Annotated in this window: 17 protein-coding genes; 4 read left to right on the top strand and 13 right to left on the bottom strand. The window is 60.3% G+C overall.

The window, feature by feature from the left end; translation table 11 throughout:
• Positions 1-3 precede the first annotated feature (3 nt).
• Positions 4-1,446, top strand: coding sequence for a mannose-1-phosphate guanylyltransferase/mannose-6-phosphate isomerase (locus KJP28_RS14660; protein WP_218393360.1), 1,443 nt, complete (start codon positions 4-6; stop codon positions 1,444-1,446).
• On the opposite strand, the gene KJP28_RS14655 is transcribed toward KJP28_RS14660, so the two are convergent.
• The 11 genes from KJP28_RS14655 to KJP28_RS14605 all read right to left on the bottom strand — a co-directional run bounded on the left by KJP28_RS14655 (position 1,443) and on the right by KJP28_RS14605 (position 14,240).
• Positions 1,443-2,753, bottom strand: a complete 1,311-nt coding sequence (locus KJP28_RS14655; protein ID WP_218393359.1) for a hypothetical protein — start codon at positions 2,751-2,753, stop codon at positions 1,443-1,445. The two genes, KJP28_RS14660 and KJP28_RS14655, sit on opposite strands and share 4 nt — an antisense overlap.
• A 63-nt stretch (positions 2,754-2,816) precedes the next feature.
• Entirely contained in the window at positions 2,817-3,716 is a 900-nt protein-coding gene (locus KJP28_RS14650) for a polysaccharide deacetylase family protein (RefSeq protein ID WP_218393358.1), read from the bottom strand.
• Positions 3,713-4,627: a sulfotransferase family protein gene (locus tag KJP28_RS14645; protein WP_218393357.1), complete on the bottom strand. Its 915-nt coding sequence runs from the start codon at positions 4,625-4,627 to the stop codon at positions 3,713-3,715. The genes KJP28_RS14650 and KJP28_RS14645 overlap by 4 nt, the downstream gene beginning before the upstream one ends.
• A 1-nt stretch (position 4,628) precedes the next feature.
• The gene (locus tag KJP28_RS20065; protein WP_272490528.1) at positions 4,629-5,261 is read right to left on the bottom strand and encodes an acyltransferase; all 633 of its coding nucleotides are present in this window, start codon (positions 5,259-5,261) and stop codon (positions 4,629-4,631) included.
• On the bottom strand, positions 5,258-6,796 hold the full coding sequence (locus KJP28_RS14635; protein ID WP_218393356.1) for an MATE family efflux transporter: 1,539 nt from the start codon (positions 6,794-6,796) through the stop codon (positions 5,258-5,260). Before KJP28_RS14635 ends, KJP28_RS20065 begins: the two co-directional genes overlap by 4 nt.
• Entirely contained in the window at positions 6,793-7,899 is a 1,107-nt protein-coding gene (locus KJP28_RS14630) for a glycosyltransferase family 4 protein (protein ID WP_218393355.1), read from the bottom strand. The genes KJP28_RS14635 and KJP28_RS14630 overlap by 4 nt, the downstream gene beginning before the upstream one ends.
• On the bottom strand, positions 7,899-9,116 hold the full coding sequence (locus KJP28_RS14625; RefSeq protein WP_218393354.1) for a glycosyltransferase family 4 protein: 1,218 nt from the start codon (positions 9,114-9,116) through the stop codon (positions 7,899-7,901). The genes KJP28_RS14630 and KJP28_RS14625 overlap by 1 nt, the downstream gene beginning before the upstream one ends.
• Positions 9,117-9,121: 5 nt before the next feature.
• A complete protein-coding gene (locus KJP28_RS14620) occupies positions 9,122-10,252 on the bottom strand; it encodes a DegT/DnrJ/EryC1/StrS family aminotransferase (RefSeq protein ID WP_218393353.1) in 1,131 nt (376 codons plus the stop codon).
• Between the two features lie 16 nt (positions 10,253-10,268).
• Positions 10,269-11,153: a sulfotransferase family protein gene (locus KJP28_RS14615; protein ID WP_218393352.1), complete on the bottom strand. Its 885-nt coding sequence runs from the start codon at positions 11,151-11,153 to the stop codon at positions 10,269-10,271.
• Positions 11,150-11,740 (bottom strand): sugar transferase, encoded by a 591-nt coding sequence (locus tag KJP28_RS14610; RefSeq protein WP_218393351.1) that lies wholly within the window; start codon positions 11,738-11,740, stop codon positions 11,150-11,152. The genes KJP28_RS14615 and KJP28_RS14610 overlap by 4 nt, the downstream gene beginning before the upstream one ends.
• Positions 11,741-12,134: 394 nt before the next feature.
• Positions 12,135-14,240 carry a GumC family protein gene (locus KJP28_RS14605; protein WP_218393350.1) on the bottom strand — a complete coding sequence of 702 codons (2,106 nt, stop codon included), beginning with the start codon at positions 14,238-14,240 and terminating at the stop codon, positions 12,135-12,137.
• 256 nt (positions 14,241-14,496) lie between these two features.
• Between KJP28_RS14605 and KJP28_RS14600 the strand changes: the two genes are divergently transcribed.
• The 3 genes from KJP28_RS14600 (at position 14,497) to KJP28_RS14590 (ending at position 17,512) form a co-directional block, all read left to right on the top strand.
• A complete protein-coding gene (locus KJP28_RS14600) occupies positions 14,497-15,279 on the top strand; it encodes a metallophosphoesterase (RefSeq protein ID WP_218393349.1) in 783 nt (260 codons plus the stop codon).
• Positions 15,280-15,568: 289 nt separating this feature from the next.
• Positions 15,569-16,894 (top strand): response regulator, encoded by a 1,326-nt coding sequence (locus KJP28_RS14595; RefSeq protein ID WP_218393348.1) that lies wholly within the window; start codon positions 15,569-15,571, stop codon positions 16,892-16,894.
• Positions 16,895-17,110: 216 nt separating this feature from the next.
• A complete protein-coding gene (locus KJP28_RS14590; RefSeq protein WP_218393347.1) occupies positions 17,111-17,512 on the top strand; it encodes an Hpt domain-containing protein in 402 nt (133 codons plus the stop codon).
• 82 nt (positions 17,513-17,594) lie between these two features.
• Here the strand turns inward: KJP28_RS14590 and KJP28_RS14585 are convergent, their stop codons facing one another.
• Together KJP28_RS14585 and KJP28_RS14580 are read right to left on the bottom strand one after the other, a co-directional pair.
• A complete protein-coding gene (locus tag KJP28_RS14585) occupies positions 17,595-17,987 on the bottom strand; it encodes a response regulator (protein ID WP_218393346.1) in 393 nt (130 codons plus the stop codon).
• A gap of 234 nt (positions 17,988-18,221) precedes the next feature.
• Positions 18,222-19,625 (bottom strand): sensor histidine kinase, encoded by a 1,404-nt coding sequence (locus KJP28_RS14580; protein ID WP_218393345.1) that lies wholly within the window; start codon positions 19,623-19,625, stop codon positions 18,222-18,224.
• Between the last annotated feature and the right edge of the window lie 5 nt (positions 19,626-19,630).

Genomic DNA, 19,630 nt, shown 5'->3' with positions numbered 1-19,630 from the left:
CCCATGGCGCCTGCAAAGATCACTCCCGTGCTGCTCTGCGGCGGCTCCGGCACCCGGCTCTGGCCTTTGTCGCGAAAATCCTATCCCAAGCAGTTCGTTCCGCTGATCGGAGACAACACGCTGTTTCAGGCGTCCGCGCTTCGGCTGTCGGGTGCGACGGAGGCTTTGAGCTTCGAGAAGCCCGTGGTTTTGACCAATTCGGACTTTCGGTTCATCGTGACCGAGCAGCTTGCTGGCGTCGGGATCGACCCCGGCGCGGTCGTGATCGAACCGGAGGGGCGCAACACCGCGCCCGCTGTGCTCGCCGCCGCGCTCAGGGTTGCCGAGACGGACCCGGAGGCGATCATGCTGGTCGCGCCGTCGGATCATGTGGTGCCGGACCCGGAGGCGTTCCGCGATGCCGTGGCGCGGGGTCTGGAGGCGGTGGAGGCCGGCGACCTCGTGACCTTCGGGATCACACCGGATCGGGCGGAAACCGGATATGGCTACCTCGACCTGTCGGACAAGCCCGGCAAGGACAGGGCGGCGGTGAAGTTGAACCGCTTCGTCGAGAAACCTGACGCCGCTCGGGCCGAGGAGATGGTTAAGGCGGGGAACTTCCTGTGGAATGCAGGGATCTTCCTGTTCCGCGCGCGCGACATCATCGACGCGTTCAAGACCCATGCGAAGGATCTGATGAAGCCGGTCCGCGGGGCGTTGGCCGAAGCCGAGGTGGATCTCGGGTTCCTGCGGCTCGCACCGGGGCCGTGGGGCGAGGCCGAGGATATTTCCATCGACTATGCCGTGATGGAGAAGGCCGAGAACCTGTCGGTCGTGCCCTATGATGGCGGCTGGTCGGATCTGGGTGGCTGGGACGCCGTGTGGCGTGACAGCGGGCCGGACGAGAACGGTGTCGTCACCTCGGGCGAGGCGACGGCGATCGACTGCACCAACTCGCTTCTGCGGTCCGAGAACGAGCGGCTGGAGGTCGTGGGCATCGGGCTTGATAACATCATGGCGGTGGCGATGAACGACGCGGTGCTGGTCGCCGACATGAGCCGCGCGCAGGACGTGAAAGAAGCGGTGAACGCGCTCAAGGCGAAGGGCGCGGATCAGGCGACGATGTTTCCCAAGGATCACCGCCCCTGGGGCTGGTTCGAGAGCCTCGTCGTCGGCGGTCGGTTCCAGGTGAAGCGTATTCTCGTCCATCCCGGCGCGTCGCTGTCGCTGCAAAGCCATTTCCACCGTTCGGAACACTGGATCGTGGTCGAAGGCACGGCGAAGGTGACGGTGGACAAGGAAGTCAAGCTCGTCAGCGAGAACGAAAGCGTCTATATCCCGCTCGGGGCCGTTCACCGGATGGAGAACCCCGGACGCGTGCCGATGGTTCTGATCGAAGTGCAGACCGGCGCTTATGTCGGTGAGGACGATATTGTCCGTTACGAGGATATCTACGCGCGGAGCTAGGCGGTGGCGCGGTTGGGCGCGGAGTGCACGGCTTCTTGTGTTCTCTTTTGGGTGCGCCTCTTAACCGCTTCATCTCGGTTTTGCGCGAGCGCGAGATAAAGCCCCAAAGCGCACCATTCGCCAATCGAGAAGTAAATGTCGTGGCTTGCGGACACCAGCGGCCGAACGAGCAAGACTGCGCACAACACGATGCAAACGATTTCGGATTGCCGGTTTTCGACCCGACCCGACATCAGCGTTATCGTGCGTATGGTCATCTGGAAGAAAAAGTAGCCGGCGATCAGCAAGCTCAGAGACAGGCCGAGTAGACCGGTCTTTAGTCCGAATGCCAGTGGCACATTGTGAACGTCTTTCATGTCACCGCTCGCCAGCCCGAGTTCAGCGCCTTCGGGACGGCCCAGCACCCACGCGTTTTCGAATTCTCGCAATGCAGCGGAAATCATTTCTTCTCTGCCGATGGATGATGCGATGCGTTCGAGCCAAGCGACCCCCAAATCCGGAATTGCGACCACGAGTGCCGCAACGAGGGTGATCAGGAAGATCCCGACAAAGCGGTCCTTTCTTCGGGATGTAAGCAAAAGGAGCGCGAGAAAAATCAACTGGAAGAGCCAGACCGACCTTGAGAACATCATCGTCGCGACGACCATGAGGAGTATGAAAGCGACCTTGCTCGCCCGGCTGCGATCAAGAAAAAAGTACAGCGACGAGATAAGAAACGCCATTCCGGCAGAGTTCCGAAAGGCGACGCCGTGGACTTCGAGATCGCCTGCAACGCCGAACAAATTGTTCGAAAAGATCTCGTTCCAACCGCGGAAGAGAATGCTGGATACGGCTGAAATGGATCGCGATGCGACGAGTTCGGAAAACACGTCGAATACCCCGATACCAAATGTGAGCAAGACCGGGGACACGAGAAGGATCGCGGCGGCGGTCGAGCGGGACGTGGAATAGGACCGGCTGGAAACTACAGTTGCGACGGCAAGCGCGGCAACGAGATAATAGCTCATCTTGATGGCGGACACGACTGACCCGGCGTCGCTGAAGATGATCGCGCGTAGCAACGACAACATGATGAGGCCCGTGAGCGCCAGGGGGACCACGGTAGATACGACCGTGAGACGCCCTTTCATGGCGACGATCGCGATCAGGACGAGGATGCAAACGTCAACGGCGCGAACGAGCATCCCTCCCACGGAGGCGACGTAGCTCCATGTGAACGGTGCAAGAAGGAAAATTGCCGCTACAAAAACGCCGGAAACTGAGCCCAACGTCGGGCGCAAGGCCAAACCTGAGGCTTGGGCGCTCACGCTTCACTCCCCGGTCGGTCTTGTCCGCCTATGCTTGTCGCTCGACGGCTGGATGTTCGGCCCTTATGCGGCACGGGCCGCCTCCCGTGCGTCGATGGACCACGAACCCCGATCTCTGCCCTTGGCGATATCTTTCACCCAGTTCTGAACATAGTCTTCCAGACCAGGCGTTGCGACGAGATCGAAGGGGTGAAGCCAGAAATGCACATGATCGCCGCGCTGTGCCCGGTTCAGCGCCAACTTCAGGCGGCGCTTGGTCATGGTTCTTTTCAGACGACCCGCATTTTCGCCCCAGTTCACAAGTTCGCTCGCGTGGTGGAGGATCGGTCCATCGTTCGAGGGTATCTCGGTAACCGGGCTGACCGGCCGCATGATCGACGCGCAGAACCGGGATGCGAGGTTGCCGCGTTGGCCGGGGGCGGCTTCATTCAGGGCATGCATCCGCGCGACTTCGACACCTGACCCTGAGAAAAGATGGAAATGGGCTGCCCGGTTTTCGGGGAAGACGAAGAACCTGTGATCCAGTCCGGCTTTCTCATTCGCGCGGGTCGCTTTTGAGATGTCTTGCCCGAGCACGATTTCGTCCTGATCGGCGTCATCGAAAAGGACGTGGCTGTAGCCATGGGTGCCGAAGACGTGCGGCGTGCGGGAGGTCAGCACAGTGTCGAGCAGGTCGCGCCCGTCGTGGGTGGCCTGCTCCGCCGTCGCGAGAAAGGCGCGGGTCCGGTTCGCAAAGCTGCCGCGGAGGTGGCCGAGATCGCGGTCGGGTGGCGCTTCGATCATCGCGCCGACGACCGCCCAGATGCAGGGGATTTCAAGATCGTCGAGCAAAGCGACGAAGCGTTTGAGACTGGGACGCAGATCGCGATAGACGCCCGCTGCCTCACGCCTGCGCCACATGCCATTCCCCACCACGCCCCAACCGAGTTCGAAATCCAGCGATAGAGTGATTGCTCCTGTCATCGAGGCGCTCCGTCATAGCCGAGTTTCACCATCATCGGACCTGCCACGTCGCGGTGTGCCGCGCGGTCCGAGGATGTCAGTCGCGCGATACTCGCCGGGTTGTCATCACGGATCGTGAAACGGCGTTTACCCACGGCGATGACGCCCCCGCCGAGGTCGCGGGCGGCGTGTTCATCGACGCCGACGAAACGGAAGAGCCTGACCAGTGTCGCGATGGGGTCGGCCGTGAGGTCTTCGTACCTGATTTCAAGGAAGTTCGAGACTTTCTCACGGTCTTCCAACAGACGCTGGTTCGAGGCGACCCATTGCGCGGCCGCTTCTTCGATCGGGTAGGTGTTGGCACCCAATTCGTCGGCTGCGTTGCCGGACGGGTGGGCGCGACGCCGGATACCTTCTGCCGCGCACAATCCATTTCGCACGACGCCGACGAAACGGCAGTTCTCGAACCCCGCTTCCAGCACCGGCATCCATGCACCGTGGATGATGGATTTTTCGAGAAACACCCGTTTGCCATTCGGCCACCACGGCGCCCAGTCACGGGCGGCTTGACGTGCGAGGGTCTTGGGGTCGGCATGGGAAAGATCCGTGAGGTCAGCGTTGCGGTGCCACATCCGCTGCCACCCACCTTGCTCGATATCCGGGAAGACCGAGGTCAGCTCGACGCCTTCGCGCGGGAGTGTTCCGATTTCAGGATGAGCGCCGAGCATTTCGCGCAGGATCGTTGTGCCGGAATTGTAGCATCCGCCGATGAACAGCCAGCGATCCGGCAGTCGCGGCGCGAAGAGGCGTCCCACCGATGTCCACAGGCGGAACCTGACCCAGGGTCGCACAAGGGCCTGCCGCCAGGCATTCGCGACGAGTGCGCCGCGGTTTCGTTCGGTGAAGGCCATCGCGCGTGCTGTGATTCCCATGTCACTTCTCCTTCACGGGGTGCGCCGGAACACCGACGACGATGGCACCCGGCGCAACGTCTCGGGTGACGACGGCACCAGCACCGATCACCGCGTAATCGCCGACTACGACACCGGGAAGGATGGTCGCGTTCGCTCCGACGTGGACATGATCGCCAATCGTTATCGGAGCCTTTTCGGGTGCAAGATCGGCCAGGCGCTGCCCGAATTGAGCGCGTTTGTTGGTCACGGAGTAGAAGACGACACCGCTGGAAATCGCGCAGTCCCTGCCGATGGATATCCCGCCGCCCGCCGCCATCAGCACGTGATGCGAAATGTGCGAGCCGTCACCGATTGAAAAGGTCCCGGCTCCCGGCATCACGACCACATTGTTGCGAAACACCACGCCGTGTCCGATTGCGATCTGCCCTGGGCGCGCCAGAACTGTGCCGCGCGCCAGTTCCCTGAACCCGAAGCCCAAACGCGCGTTTACAAGCGCGGCGCGAAGTCGGACTTCTGCCGAATACCCGCTGTCTTCCCGGATGAGTTCTGACAGCCATCCACCGAACCGGGCGATGAGTTCTATGACAGCCTCGGGCAGCAGCTCACGACGCAATCGGCGAAAGCGCGTTCTCTTCGTTGGCAATGCACTCATCTTGGTTGCCTCGCCAAATTCATTTCATCCGGGTTTATGAACCTGCGCGTTGCGGTCGGGTGCAACAGCGCGAGCCCCCCGAGGCTGCCGAATGCAACCCAAGCCACGGCGGCGAACAGCGACTGAGTCGGGTCGAGGATTACGGACAAGGTCATCAGGCCCAGCGCAAGCACGCCACCCGGGAGCAATGCCGCCAAGCCGACTTCTTTTGCATGGACGCCCATTTCGGATACGAGGCGCCAGGGAACCACGACGACGTGGTTCAGGACGTAGAGCGTGGAAAACACCACCGCGAGGATCAGAAGAACGGTGTCGGCAGATGTATTCAGGTTTATTCCAATCAGGACGAAGACCCCATAGACCACGCCCCCCGCGAGCAGCCACGGGGCGTAGGTTCCAACGCGGCCTTGGCCGTTGAGGATTTTCATCCAATTCTCCGACAAGGAGCGGGCGAGGACGCCGAGGGACATGATCCGGAACAGGGTCGCAGCCGTTTCGACGTTCCATCCGCTCCCGCGCAAGCTGTCGCCCAGCCAGTAGCGGAAAAGCGGGTCGGCCAGCACCCAGAGGATCGTGACCGAGCCGAAGCTGAAGACGCTTTGAACATAGGTGGAGCGGAGCACGATCGCGCGAATCTCGGCGTTCGGGCCGGGTTTTCCGGCGCCGTAGAGCCGGGCGATTGCCGCGTCGAGGCCGATCACGAGTCCCATGGAGATTTGCCGCTGGTAGCCGATGAGTAGAAAGACGAGGCCAAGGACAAGCGTCGGGCCTTCACCGAATGCGACGTTGACCGCGAGTGTCGAGAAGCGGAGATAGAGCAGGAAGGCGACGACGATGGCGATGTTCCAGCCGAAGATGCGACGCGTCCATCGAAGATCCCGTGCGCCGATCCTGACGGGTCGGAATCCGAAACGGGCGTCGGCCGCACGGGCGACGGCGAAGGCCGCGACCTGCACCAGAATGTAGAGCGCCGCAGAGGTCACGAAGAACGCGTTCGCCAGTTTCACGTCGCCCGCATCGCCCGCAACAACCAGAAGCCCAACGACAGCGACAAGGTCTGCGAGCCGTTCCGACGCGAGGATGACGTTGTAGGCGACCACGCGTCCGACCACGAGGAGGGCCTGAGTTGGCGGTGTTGCGAGCGACGAGAACACGGTTCTGAGGGCGCCGGATGCCAAGGCGAGCGCGAAGGTCGTGTCGGGCAGGTTGCCGGTGTCGAATTTGTCGCGAAGCAGCCAGAGCACAAGAAAGATTGTGCAGGCAAAAAGGCTCGCGAACGCGGCAAAAAGAAAGCTGATCCAGTATGTGCGAGCGAAAGACCGGTCTTCGAACGAGAGGCCAAGAAGCGGGACGACGCTTTCCTGCATCACGATCTTCATGAAGAAGGCGAAACCCGTGCCTGAGATGACGATCAGGTAGATATTGAGCGCCGAAGCGCCGATTTCTGCGAGCAGTCGGACGATGAGCAGACCGCTCGCGAACGTCACGAGAAGGCGCAGGTAATTGCTCGCGATCCTGATCCTGTTGGCGGTCATGCGGCCTCACGATCTATGAGCGAGAGGATTTTGTCCGCGAAGCTTGCAGAAAGTTTCCTGGCGTCGAAGTGGCGTGCCCATTCGTAGCCATTCTGCGATACGGCGCACCACCAATCCGGGTCTGTCAGATCATCCAGCGCGAAAGCCGCGGCACGCCAATCGCCGGCGGGGAAAAGCTGCGCGGCTTCACCTGTGCTTTCGCGAACCGACGAAATGTCGGCGGCGATGACCGGGCAGCCGACAATCATCGCTTCCAGCGCAACCATGTAAAAGCTTTCCAGCTCCGATGCGGTCAGAAGCGCGAAGGCAGTGGACAACGTGCCATACAGGGTATCGCGGTCGACATAGCCGCGAAATGCGACTTGTCCGGAATTGTCGCAAAAGGATCGCAGGCCGGGTGAAAGACTCGAACGGATCGCTTGGGTGTTTCCGAAAATCTCCAAACGGGCCATGGGCCGGGATACCGCGAAGGCACGAAATGCGGAAAGAGCGATCGTGTTTTGCTTGTGCGGTGCGCCGCTGGTGATCATGCAGACGGTTTCGACCCGCGGGGGCGAATGGCGGGGCCCTGACTGCGAAGGAATGTCTATGCCCGCGTAGGCAACGTGGTCGGTTTCGTGTTCCGGCGCGCTGGACCGCGCGAGCTCGCGAAGATGCGCGGATTCGAACAGGTTGATCGAGCTTTGGCCCAGCGCGGCGTGGGCAGCGCGCGGTTGAAGCAGGGCGCGGGGCATCCCAACGGCCGCGCGGCGCTGGCGGAAGGGGAGGAACGGGATGACGTTGATATGATAGGTCGCCTGAGGAAGCGTGACAGGGCTGAAGTAATTGAAACTCACGAGAGCGTCGGCCTTCGCGTCGTGGGCAAGACGGTCCAGCCGCGTGGCGCGGTAGATGTAGGCGCGAATAGCGCCGTGCGCGCCGGGTATCGGGAGGATGTTTACGCCGTTCGCGGCAAGGTCGCATTCGGGAAGCTCACGAGCCGTCAAGACAGTGACGCGGCTTCCCTTGAGCACCAAGGCCTTAGCGAGCCGCGCCATGACAACGGACCCGCCGCCCGCGTTGAGGTTCAGAGCGTCTATCATCACGTGCGGGGCCGGCTGCATCAGCTCGTCTCCGGTGCGGGATGAAGTCCTGCGCCGGTGTCCAGCGACGCGATCAAATGACACCATGTCGCGAGTATTTCGTCACGGTTGGCGAGGCGGTCGTGGGCCTTCAATACGGTGCGGCGCTCGGGTCTGGCGGCAATCAGCCGAGCCAGTGCCTGAGCGATACGCTCGGGATGATCGGTATCGGGAACGACACCGACACTCGATGCGACCAGATCACGTGCAAGGTGGCTTTCCGGCTCGACGAGTGCGAGAACGGGAACGCCGAGGCCCAGATAGGTGAGGAGTTTCGAAGGATAGGCGACCCGGTAGATGCCGCGTTCCAGTGATACGAGTCCCACATCAGCACCGGCAATCAGGTCGCGCGCCTGGTCGAATGGAAGAAAGGGCGCGAACTTGACCTGCGGATGCTTTCCCCAACGCGATTTCAGGTCATGCTGTGCCGCACCGTCCCCCAGGAAAAACAATTCGATCTGCGGGTTCGTCTCGAAGAGCCGCGCGATTCCGTCTGCCAGCTTCGACAGGTTCTGGAACCGGCCGAGATTGCCGGCGAAGATCACGCGGCAAACCCCGGCAGGTTTCAAAAGATGCTCAGGCGCGGCCCTGTTTTCGCCGAACTGGTCCAAAGCTAAGTTGTTGATGATGCGGATCGGGAGCGGCCCGAGGCCACGGTTCGACAAGGTTTTCGCCATGTCGGGTGACAACGTGACGATGGCGGAGGCTCGGCGCAGGGTCTGATTGTCGAGTAATCGGAGGAGACGGTAGATGGCGCCCCGACCGAACGCCGCCCCGCTGATTTGTGAGACTTCCGGGTGGATATCCTGAAGGTGGTATACGAAGCGCGCGCCGCATATCCGGGCGGCAAGGCTCGCACTCCATCCCGCGAGAACCGGGGGGAAGGTAGAGGCTGTCACGACATCCGGGCGTGTTCTGAGGATGTGGAGAAAAAGCGCCGCGCAGTATATCAGCACGTTTGCTCCACGGCGCCACGCCGCCGACTTTTCATTCCGGAGCACGCCGACACGCCGAATACTCAACGCCCCGAGTTGCTCGCGCCGTGGTGCCGCGTTCCCGTCTGCGCGGTATGATGGGATCGACGCGAAGACATGGACGCGATGCCCCTGTTGCGCGAGCTGGTCGCCGATTGCGCGAAGAAGGGTCGCGTAGGGGGGCGTGTCCGGCCAGAAGAAGCGGTGGGTGAGCAGGACTTTCATGTCGGTCAGGCCGCTGCGAGGAGCGCGTTGATTCGACCGACGACCTCATCCTGTTCCGTTTCGGACATGTCGCTGCCGGATGGCAGACAGAGGCCGGTCGAAAACAGGTCTTCATCGACCATGTTGCCTATATAGCGGCTGCCCGCGAAGAGAGGTTGCATGTGCATCGGTTTCCAAAGGGGACGCGCTTCGATGTCATGCTCGAGAAGGGTTTCACGAATGGCTTCCCGCGTGATGCCACATAGATCGGGATCAACGGAAACGGCCGTGAGCCAGAACGACGAGTTGTAGCCGTCAGGTTCGGGCATGAACCGGATGCCGGGATGCCGGAGGGCTTCGCGATAACGGCGATTGATTTTCCGCCGACGTTCGACACGATCGTTCAGGACCTCCATCTGACCGAGACCAATTGCGGCGCAGACGTTGGAGAGGCGGTAATTGAAGCCAAAGGCGGAGTGTTCGTAGTGCGGGGCCGGGTCGCGGGCCTGCGTTGCGAAGAAGCGGGCGCGGTCGGCGATTTCGGCGGAACGGGTCACGAGCATACCGCCGCCGGAGGTCGTGATAATCTTGTTTCCATTGAAAGAAAGGATCGCGATGTCGCCTCCGGTCCCGCATTTGCGACCGTCCTTGTATTCCGCGCCCAGGCTTTCGGCGGAATCCACGACGAGCTTCACCCCGTAGTCTTCCGCCAATGCCTCAAGCGGGGCGAGATCGACGCTTTGTCCGTAAAGGTCGGTCGGAACGATGGCTTTCGGCAATCTGCCTTCGCGGGCGGCGACGGCGAAGGCATTGCGGATCAGTTCGACGTCGACAGTCCACGTTTCGGGGTCAAGGTCGAAAAAGACCGGTTTTGCGCCGAGATAGAGTACCGGAAAGACACCGCCGGCAAAGGTCATGGATGATATCCACACCTCGTCACCGTCTGTGACACCCGCGAGTTTCAGGGCGAGGTGAAGCGCGGCCGATCCCGACGCAAGCGCGACACAGTGGACATTGCCGCCGAGGTAGTCGGCAACCGCATCCTCGAAAGCGTTCAGTTGCGGGCCGACCGGTGCCACGAAATTGCACGCGAACGCTTCGTCGATGTAGGCCTTTTCGCGCCCTGACATGTGAGGTCTGGAGAGCCAGATTCTCATACGTTTCTCCTTGAACCTAGTAACCGTGACGTCGCATTGGCGGTGCGAGCACCTGATGGACCGTTTCAGCGAAGGCAGAGGCGGCGGATGCGCCTTTGCCGACCGAAGATCGACGCACGGACCCTGCCGCTGCGGCGATCTGTTCGCCGGGTCGCGTTTCACTCAGCCAGTCAAGCAGGCCCGCAAGGGTGCCCGCCGGATCTGCGGTGAAATCCTCGTATCGCAGCGTGGTGAAGCGGGCCGGGTCGATCGTTTTGAACGCGGCGTCCGCGCTGGTCACGCAGGCAGCCCATTGGCGGGCTGCGAGTTCGTCCAATGGGCGGTCGGAGTGGTCCTGCATTCCCGCGAAACGCGGACCCCAGCTTCCAAGATGTGTGCGCTTTCCGGTTCGCAGGGCCAGGCGCGCGCTGGCGGCCGAGAAGGCGTAACGCGGCAGATCGGAGGCGGGCGCGTATCGTGCCTTTGCGATGAAATAAGGAAGACCCGGCATTTCTAGCTCGCCACGCCATCTTTTGCGCGCGGAGGCAACGACGTCGTAGCCATCACGCAGGATATGGATGAAGCGCGCTTCGGGAAGCACGGCATCGACGAACGGCACACGCAATGCGTTGGCGCAGGTTTTTTCCACCACGAACGGCGGCTTGCCTCGTTGACGCCAGATGCGAAGGAATGCGGCCCTGATGTATGCGCGCACCTGCGGCGTTGCTTTTGACCGAGGGATTTCGTCATCCGGATGATCGAGGTTTCCGTGACGCCAGATCGGGTTGATCTCGTCGCACGGCCACGTCGCGAAGCCGTCGAGACGGGTGATCGCATCGCGCAATGCGTTGGTGCCTGACCTTCCGGCGCCGATGATGACGATCGGCGTGAACGGCAGGGTAACATCACAGGCTCGGTTCATCCGAACACCGTTCTTGCGATGTAGTCGACGTCACCTCGGAGGCTCCACTCTTCCATGTATGCAAGGTTCAAACGGACCTTTTCGGGCCATATGACTTCTGCGTTGTGGCGTTCGGGATCGCTTGCGGCACCGAGGATTTTTTCCTCCTCACGGAAGCGAAGGGTGGCCGGACCGGTGATGCCGGGGCGCAAGGCGAGAAGTGCTCTGGCGTCGCCTTCGAGCCGGTCCGCCCAGCCGGGAACGTCGGGCCGGGGACCGACGAGAGACATGTCGCCGCGCAGCACATTCCAGAGCTGAGGCAACTCGTCGAGCTTCAGGCGCCGCAATTTCGCGCCGAGGGGTGTGATCCTATCGTCAAGGCAGGTTGTTATCGTCGTGCCGTCGACCGGGCGCATCGTCCGCACTTTCAGCAACCGAAAGCGTCTGCCATGCCTTCCGATGCGTTCCTGCCGAAAGATCCCGCTGGCTCCGGTGTCCCAACGCGCGAGGACCGCCGTCAAGAGAATGACCGGCCAAAGAACGATCAGTCCGGCGACGGAGAACGTCAGATCCATCGCGCGTTTGAGTGTTTGGTCGCGGCGCGTCATGGCAGGATTGCCGCCGTGTTCGCTGTCGCTGGACGCGAACCGAATGCGAGCGACAGCCGCAAGAGGACCGAGACCGGCCAAAGGGTTCGGCAAAAGCGAGTTCGACGATGGATCAAGCCCGGAATGTATTCGGTCATTGGCACTACGCACTCAACATTATCCCTGGGTTTTCCTGTCCGCGGTGACTTCGGCATTTGCACTTTATGCGTGTGTAAATACCGAGCAAAACATCTCCAAGGAGATTTGAGGCAGATACTCTCATGCGGTCAAACTTGATTCAACCTAGAATTGTTAACGAGACCCACCAAACACGTTAAGGAAAACCAGTCCTTTTCCCTTCTGGGGGTCGCGGTCGGCGGAGCGCCGCGCATCAACTGGACCGAATTGAGCGGGATTATTGGTCGTAGTCTGATCCATAGGCGGCGTAAGCGCCGTAGCGACCGCCGTAGCCGTATCGTTGCATGCCCTTGGGGTCGATCTGGCTGAGTGCGAGACCCGTCACCGGCTTTCCGACCATTTCGAACTGGCGCAGCGCCGAGGTAACCTGCACCTTCGTTGTCGCATCCCACTTCACGGTGAACACGATGGCGTCCACGTGATGCGCGATGATGCGGGAATCGGGGACGACGAGCACCGGGGCGGTGTCGATGACCACAATGTCGTAGCGGTCACGACATTCACTCAGGAACTCGGCAAACCGCTCGGACGAAAAAAGATCGGCTGCGTTAGTGTCGCTTTTGACACCGATCAGCACGTCGATGCCCAGACCTTCATGGTGCGTGACCACGTCTTCGAACTCGGATTCGCCCGATAGCACGCCCAGGAATCCAGACTTGTTCGTAATGTCGAAATACTCGGCAAACACCCTGCGGCGAATGTCTCCTTCCAGAAGCAGGACTTTCTTGCCCAGACCGGCGAAATTCAGCGCCAGGGCGAGGGAATTGGTCGTCTTGCCCTCCCCCGGAATGGAAGAGGTGGTCATGATGACTTTCGGCGGGTTGTCGAGGTCGGACAGCATGAGAGACGTGCGGAGGTTTCGGATCGCTTCTGCTGCGGGCGACGTCGGGTTCCTGATGAAGAACTCAAGCACGTTCTTGCGCGCTTTTTCGGGGATCGACGGAATCTGGCCGAGAACGGAGGCCCCCGTCGTCTGTGCGAGATCCTCCGCGGTACGGAACGAATCCTGCTTCATTTCGCGCACGAGGACCGAGCCTACCCCGCCCATCAAACCGAGCATCCCGGACAGAACGAGCACGAGCGACGTCCGGGGCGCGGAGGGGCCGTTAGGCTCAATCGCCTCGGACAGAAGCCGGCTGTCGGCCTGTTGCATCCCGGTCTGGACGGCCGTTTCCTTCATTCGGGTCAGAAAGAACTCGTAAAGCGACCGGGCGGCGCCCGCTTCGCGCTGGAGCTGTTCGAGTTTGACGAGGTCGGTGGATTGTTCGTCGAAGTTGGACTCGAGCCGCGCGAGGCCGGACTGGAGCGATGACAATTGAAGTGCCGCTCGCTGGTGATCCGCTTTTATCGCGGACAGCACCTCGTCAAAGCGGATCAGAAGTGCGGCCTTTGACGTGCGTTGATCGGCGAGCTGGTCAAACCTGCTGTCCGACGCGGCCAAGCGCATGACTTCGGTTTCGCCGGATTCGCGGGCGGCTTCCATTTCGGCAATCCTGATGGCGCCTTCGTCGCGTGTGGCGCGGACGTCTGCGATGCGCGCCCGAACATTCTTGACCTGCAGGCCCAAAGCTTCGAGCGTTTCGGAATTGACCAGAGTGGTCTGCGCGGCGAAATCCTGTGCCTTCTGTTCTGCGATCTCCAGCTCAGATTGAAGCGTGGCAACTCGTTGCGAAAGCCACGAGATGGCGCGTTCGGTCGCTTCGTTCTTCAGAACGATCTGATCTTCGATATACAAGTCCGCCAACCCGTTCGCGAGGCGTGCTGATTTCTCGGGATCAGTCGTGACCAGTTGAATGTTGAAAACATAGCTCGAGCGAACATTGGACACAGAGATCGCGGACATGAGGTTGTTCGTTGTCACGTCAAGGACGCGCTTTTCGGTCGGCGTTTGAGGGACTTGGCCAAGTAGCCGTTCCTTCAGGCCTGAGATCGAGTAGGTGCGTGACGGGCGGATGAAAGGGTTGAACTCGGGGTCGTCGGTAAGGCCCTGTTGCACCACGAGCTTCTGCGCCAGCCGGCGCGAGCGGAGGATTTCGCTTTCGGTGTTGATCGTCGCTTGGTCGCCGGACAGCCCGGACATGACCGACTCTAGCTCGATCATCTGTTCCTGCCGGTTTTCCAACGCGACACTGGCGCGCGCGGTGTAGGTGGGTGTCGCGACTCCATACGCGTAATATGCGCCCGCGATCATGGCGACGATTGCCGCGGCCAAGACCCGGCCTTTCCCCCGCCAGATGGTTGCGAACAGTTCGAGCAGGTCAATCTCATGCGGGGCGGGCTCCTGTATGCCGCGTTCGAATTCCCGCTGTGACCCGTAATTCATCCAATCGCTCCGCCTGGATCTCGGGCCGTTTTTGGCCCACAATCATAGATTGAGTTAAATAGTTATGTTTTCGCCGTCAACGCGTTCTGCGTTGAGAGAGCCAAAGGTCGGACTTCGTGCATCGGCGCTGTTGCGATGGAAGGGGAAGGACCGTTCAACTGGAGGACCAGAGTTTGCTTCGACACTCCAGGGGGATCTTCATTTGATGCTCAGGCGCGGTTGAGCTAGATCGCATGAGGGCAACGAAGGTAGGACGATGTCACTTTTCGGCAGGCTTTTCGGAGGTAGTGGGCGTCGTGGGGCCGATGACGCTGATCCCGGTCCCGCCTTCACGGCGCCGCTTGCGCCAGAGCGAACGATTGCGATCATCGGTGATATTCACGGATGCGACGAACTGCTGTCTCGCCTACTCGATAAGCTGGATGCGGTTGGCGAGAGGGACATGACGATCGTCACGGTCGGCGATTATGTCGACCGAGGGGAACAGAGCCGCGAAACGCTGGACCGATTGCAAAGCGAAGCGAAGTCGGGCCGCATGATCTGTCTTTCGGGCAATCACGAAGCGATGCTGCTCGATTTCGTCGACCGACCGGAGGAGCATGGTGCTCGTTGGCTACGAAATGGTGGGCTGCAAACACTTGCGAGTTTCGGAGTCGGGGGCATATCGGACATTTCGTCGGGCACCGACCTTGTCACGGCGCGGGATCGGTTCGTGAATGCTCTGGGGGGAACGGTCGACTGGTTGAAAGAGCTTCCTGACCGCTTCCAGTCGGGCAACGTTGCGGTCGTACACGCCGGAGCGGACCCGGATGTTCCAATCGCCATGCAACAGACCAGGCACCTGCATTGGGGCCATCGGAAATTCCAGGCGCGGACCAGGGCGGATGGGACATGGATTATTCATGGTCACACCATCGTTCCAGAGGTCGAGGCCTATCGCGGCAAGATCGGTGTCGATACCGGCGCCTACGCGACCGGGCATTTGTCGGCGGTCGTAATTGCGCCGGACGGGTCAACACAGGTGGTTCAGACGCCGTAGCGGGCGTCGAACCAGCCGCGCGCCGAAAGGCGGATGACGGGCGTTCGCGGTTTCCCACAACCCGTGCGCGGGTCATGTTACCTGACCCTCACGTAATGCGCGAATTCTCGCTGATCGGCTGATATCCGCGCTCAAAAGGACGTGCCACCGCGATCTGGTCGCACTCTTGCCCAAGTATCGGCGAATTCCGGCAGGAAACTCTTAATCAATCAACGAGCGCATGACGCTCTTCTCAACCTACCGTGGTGGCCGCACGAGCGGACGCCCTGCAAAATCGGACGGCCCAACAATGAAAATTCTTGCTGTCGATGACGATAAAATCGTTCGTGACCTGCTCAAGGAAATCCTTGTGAGCGCCGAATACGGCGAGGTGCAAACGTGTGAATCCGCCGAGCGTGCGCTGGAGCTGATCGCCGAAGCGAAGAAACCCTACACCTGCTTCCTGCTCGACATTCAGATGCCGGGCATGGACGGGATCGAGCTTTGCCGGAAGATCCGGGAAACGCCCCAGCACGCGGAAACGCCGATCCTGATGCTCACATCCATGTCGGAGAAATCCTATATCGACCGTGCGTTCTCGGCCGGTGCGAGCGATTACCTGACCAAACCACTGGATGCGACCGAGATCATCGTTCGCCTGGGTATCGCGGAGCAGCTTATCAACGAGCGTAAGTCGTTGGCAGAGAGTGCGGATGTCATCGACTCGCTGATCGAAGTGCTCGATCGCACGACGCAGCACGATCTCGACGAGGCGATCGACCTCGGCAAGATGGATCGGCTGCTTCGGTATCCGGCCTTCGAGAACTACCTGTATCAGTCCGGTCGGAGCGCGCTTTTCCGGACCACAGTGTTTGCCGCGAAAATCCGCAATGTGGAGACCCTGCACAGGATTCTGCCTCCGCTCGAGTTCAAGAACTTCCTCAGGTCGGTCGCCGCCGCGATCATTGATCGTCTCGACAGCTATGACGCCTATATCGCCTACCGTGGCGCGGGTGAGTTCGGGGGTGTGATCCCACGCAAGGGGCAACACGTCATCAAGGCTCTCGGAGAAGAAATCACCGTCGCGATTGCGGAGAGCGAAGGCAAGCACACGGCCAAACTGCCGCCGGCCGCAACGGTCGTGCTGGCCCCCGGCTCGCCGATCCGCCTCCCGACCCGCGGTGAACTGAGCAAGGCGACGTGGACCGCGATCGAGAATGTTCGCCTAAAAGCCAACCCTGTTGCCGCGCCGGAACCGAAACGGCGGTTCTCGCTCGGGTTCCGGGATGAAGGTGCCATGGGTGGTTCCGGGTCGGAGGACCTGCAGGACGATTTGAGGGCCGAATTCGCACAATTACTGCGCGAGCAATTGAACACGGAAGTCGGCGAACACCCTAAGCTTTCTCTCGCAAGCGACCGGAAGTCTCCGCCCAGCATTTTCAAGAAACGTCAGAACAAGGCCAAGAGACAGGGGTCCGGAGATCCGTCGAAGGCGTTCCCGGGCGGAAAATCAAAAAAGGTTGAAAACCCTTTCAGGCCGGGCTCCGGTGACGCGACAGGGATGCTTCCCGAAGCCGGGGGAGATAACAGCAGACCACAGGGGAAGTCGAAGAAACTAAATTTTTCTAATGGATGATCGAAGCGCGTTTTGAACGCGGGCCGCCCTGACTTCGGCTGTCTGGCCACGTTGCGGGCTGCACCTTTGATGGTCCTGAAACGGTTATCGCAATTCAATGGCGATACGATATTGGGTGAGGGTATTATGCGGTCGGACGATTTTCCCCGCGGGGACAAAGTGTTGCGGGATCAACCCACGGCGCGGGGACTGAGACTAGGACAAAGGGACAAGGTTTTGGGCAGGAATGTCGGCGGGTCTTCCCGCTCGTATCAGGAGAAATCCAGAGCCGCCCTCGCTGCGCTTTCCCCCGCTGTCGAAAAGATCCGGGGCGAGTTCGTAGGCAAGTTGACGGGATATCACGCGCGGCTCAGGTCGGCGATCATGTCGGACGCCAAGCCAGAGCAGCAAAAAGCCCTTTTCGACGACGCGTCTTTTGTTTCGCACCGGATCGCCGGCGTGGGCCACACGCTTGGGTACTCGGAGCTGGGTGCAGCAGCGCGACGGACCGAGGCAACGCTTGCCGCTTACAAGTCGAACGATGTCTCGGTGGGACGTGATGTCGTGATAGCGCAGATCCGGCAACTTATGGTCATGATCGAAGCGATCAAGGCAGAGTACGGCGTAACTGCCGACTAACGGTCCTGCAGCGGCCTACGCGATCTGTGCGGACCGACGTCGCAGCTTTCACGCGCTCATTCAGGATGGTAACGGTCCGGCCTCAGGCGTCGGATTGATGCTTCTGCCACGCTTCTTCGATCAGTTCGCAGAGCCGAGCGATTTCGAACGGCTTCACGATTACCGCCAAAGCGCCCTCATCGACCAGGTTTTCCGCGAAGGTGTCTTCCGACTTTGCCGTGATGAATACGGCCGGCACATCTTCGAGACCGGGAATATCACGTAGTTTGCGCCAGAGCTCGACCCCGCTGATGCCCGGCATCATGTAATCGAGCAGGAACAATTGAGGGACAAGATCCTCGGATGAATTGAGTGCGTCTTCGCCGGACTCGAACTGCTGGACCTGGTAATGCCCGACCATTTCGAGCGCCATCTTCGTGAGCGCGCGGATATCCTCATCGTCATCGACGTGAAGGATTCTCTCTAGCTTGTTCATTCGCGGATACCGTGCACGTAGCTTTCCTCATACGCGGAGACAACTTTCGTCGAAGCACTCATCCTATGCATCCTCCCGAGCATGGGGCCTGAAGCGGACCGAACGGGAACAGGAAGCAGTCTTTTCACACCCTCATTGGTATATACTCTAGACGACACTATCCTTTCGCATCAACCGGGATTCCACCTGCCGAAAGGCTACATATCGCAGGTTGATCCCGGATAGTGGGACAGATCAGGCCGAAAGGGCCAACGGGTCGCTTCCGGTTTCACCGGTGTCTTCCTGTTGCACCTGATCGAATTCTACGAAGAACGTTGAGCCGACGCCCTGTTCGCTTTCGTAGTCGATCGTGCCCTTGTGTCGTTCGACGATCTGCTTGGAGATGTTGAGGCCCAATCCGGTGCCGCCGACCTTGCGGATATCGGAGGAGTCGACCTGGCTGAATTTTCCGAAGACACGCTCACGTGCATCTGCTGGTATCCCAACGCCCTCATCTTCCACCGATATACGCACACGGTTTCCGTTGGACTCGAGACGCACCTGAACGGATCCGCCCTCATCCGAGAATTTCAGCGCGTTCGACAGAAGGTTGTTCATGACCTGTATCAAGCGGTCATGGTCGCCGTTCATCATCACGTCCGTGGCAGGGATGATCGTTGTCACGTGAATGCCGAGCTTTTCTGCATAGCCAGCCGTGGCCTCAACCGCTTCTTTCACCAAGCTGTTGACACTCATTGCTTCGAAGTGGAAGTCCATCTCGCCCGCCTCCATTTTCTGAAGGTCGAGGAGGTCGTCGATCAGGTTGGCCAGACGCTGGCCGTTCTTCGCCGCGATGGCGAGGGGCGGTTTGAGCGTTTCGGGCACTTCGCCGAGAACGCCGGCGTTTACCAGGTCGATCGAAGCCTTGATCGACGTCAGGGGGGTGCGAAGCTCGTGACTGACCGTCGAAAGGAATTGCGACTTGATTTCGTAGGCGGCCTTCGTGCGTTCGTTCTCTTCGCGGATCAGTTTCAGCTGTTCGAGCCGCTCTTGATAGTTCTTGTAGAATTTCGCCGAGGTGTCCGCGATGAAATACAGCACGAAGAGAATCGTGAAAAATTCCAGCCAGACCACGGAGGAGAGTTCAGGCCGGTATCGTAAGACGTCCAGGAAAGCGATAGCCACAAAGGTCGCCCCGTAGATCGACAATCTCAGGAGCAGCACCGTGAATATCTGACTGTTATACATCGCGGCGAAAAGAGACGCGGAAAACAGGAAAAAGAGGGGCGTGAAGTGCCCGCCTGAGGTTTGCTGCCACGCGATGTTGAGAATGAACACACTGATTGCGCCGGCGCTGACGACCGTGTTGAACGTGATCCGCCTGAGGTAACGCCGGCCGATTTCCGGGTCCTTCCCATCCCAGGATTTCGCTCTCGCTCCGAGAATCTGATCAAGAAGTTCCGACAGAAACACGCCGATGTAGCATGCAATGGTCGAGAACGGATCGAAGTAGAAAGCCGCAAGCAGTGCCGCCGCCAGGAAACTCGCCTGCCGCTGCCAAATGAGCTTGTTGGTTAGATCAATATAATCCTTGATCCGTTCTTCGCGGTCTTCCCAGTCGAACCATTCCGACCGCGCCGCTCTTACCAGGCGTTGCATCCTTG

The organism is Maritimibacter dapengensis, assembly GCF_019218265.1.
Taxonomy (GTDB): domain Bacteria; phylum Pseudomonadota; class Alphaproteobacteria; order Rhodobacterales; family Rhodobacteraceae; genus Maritimibacter; species Maritimibacter dapengensis.
Note: the sequence above shows the minus strand (reverse complement) of the source record. Positions and strands in the feature narration are given on the sequence as shown.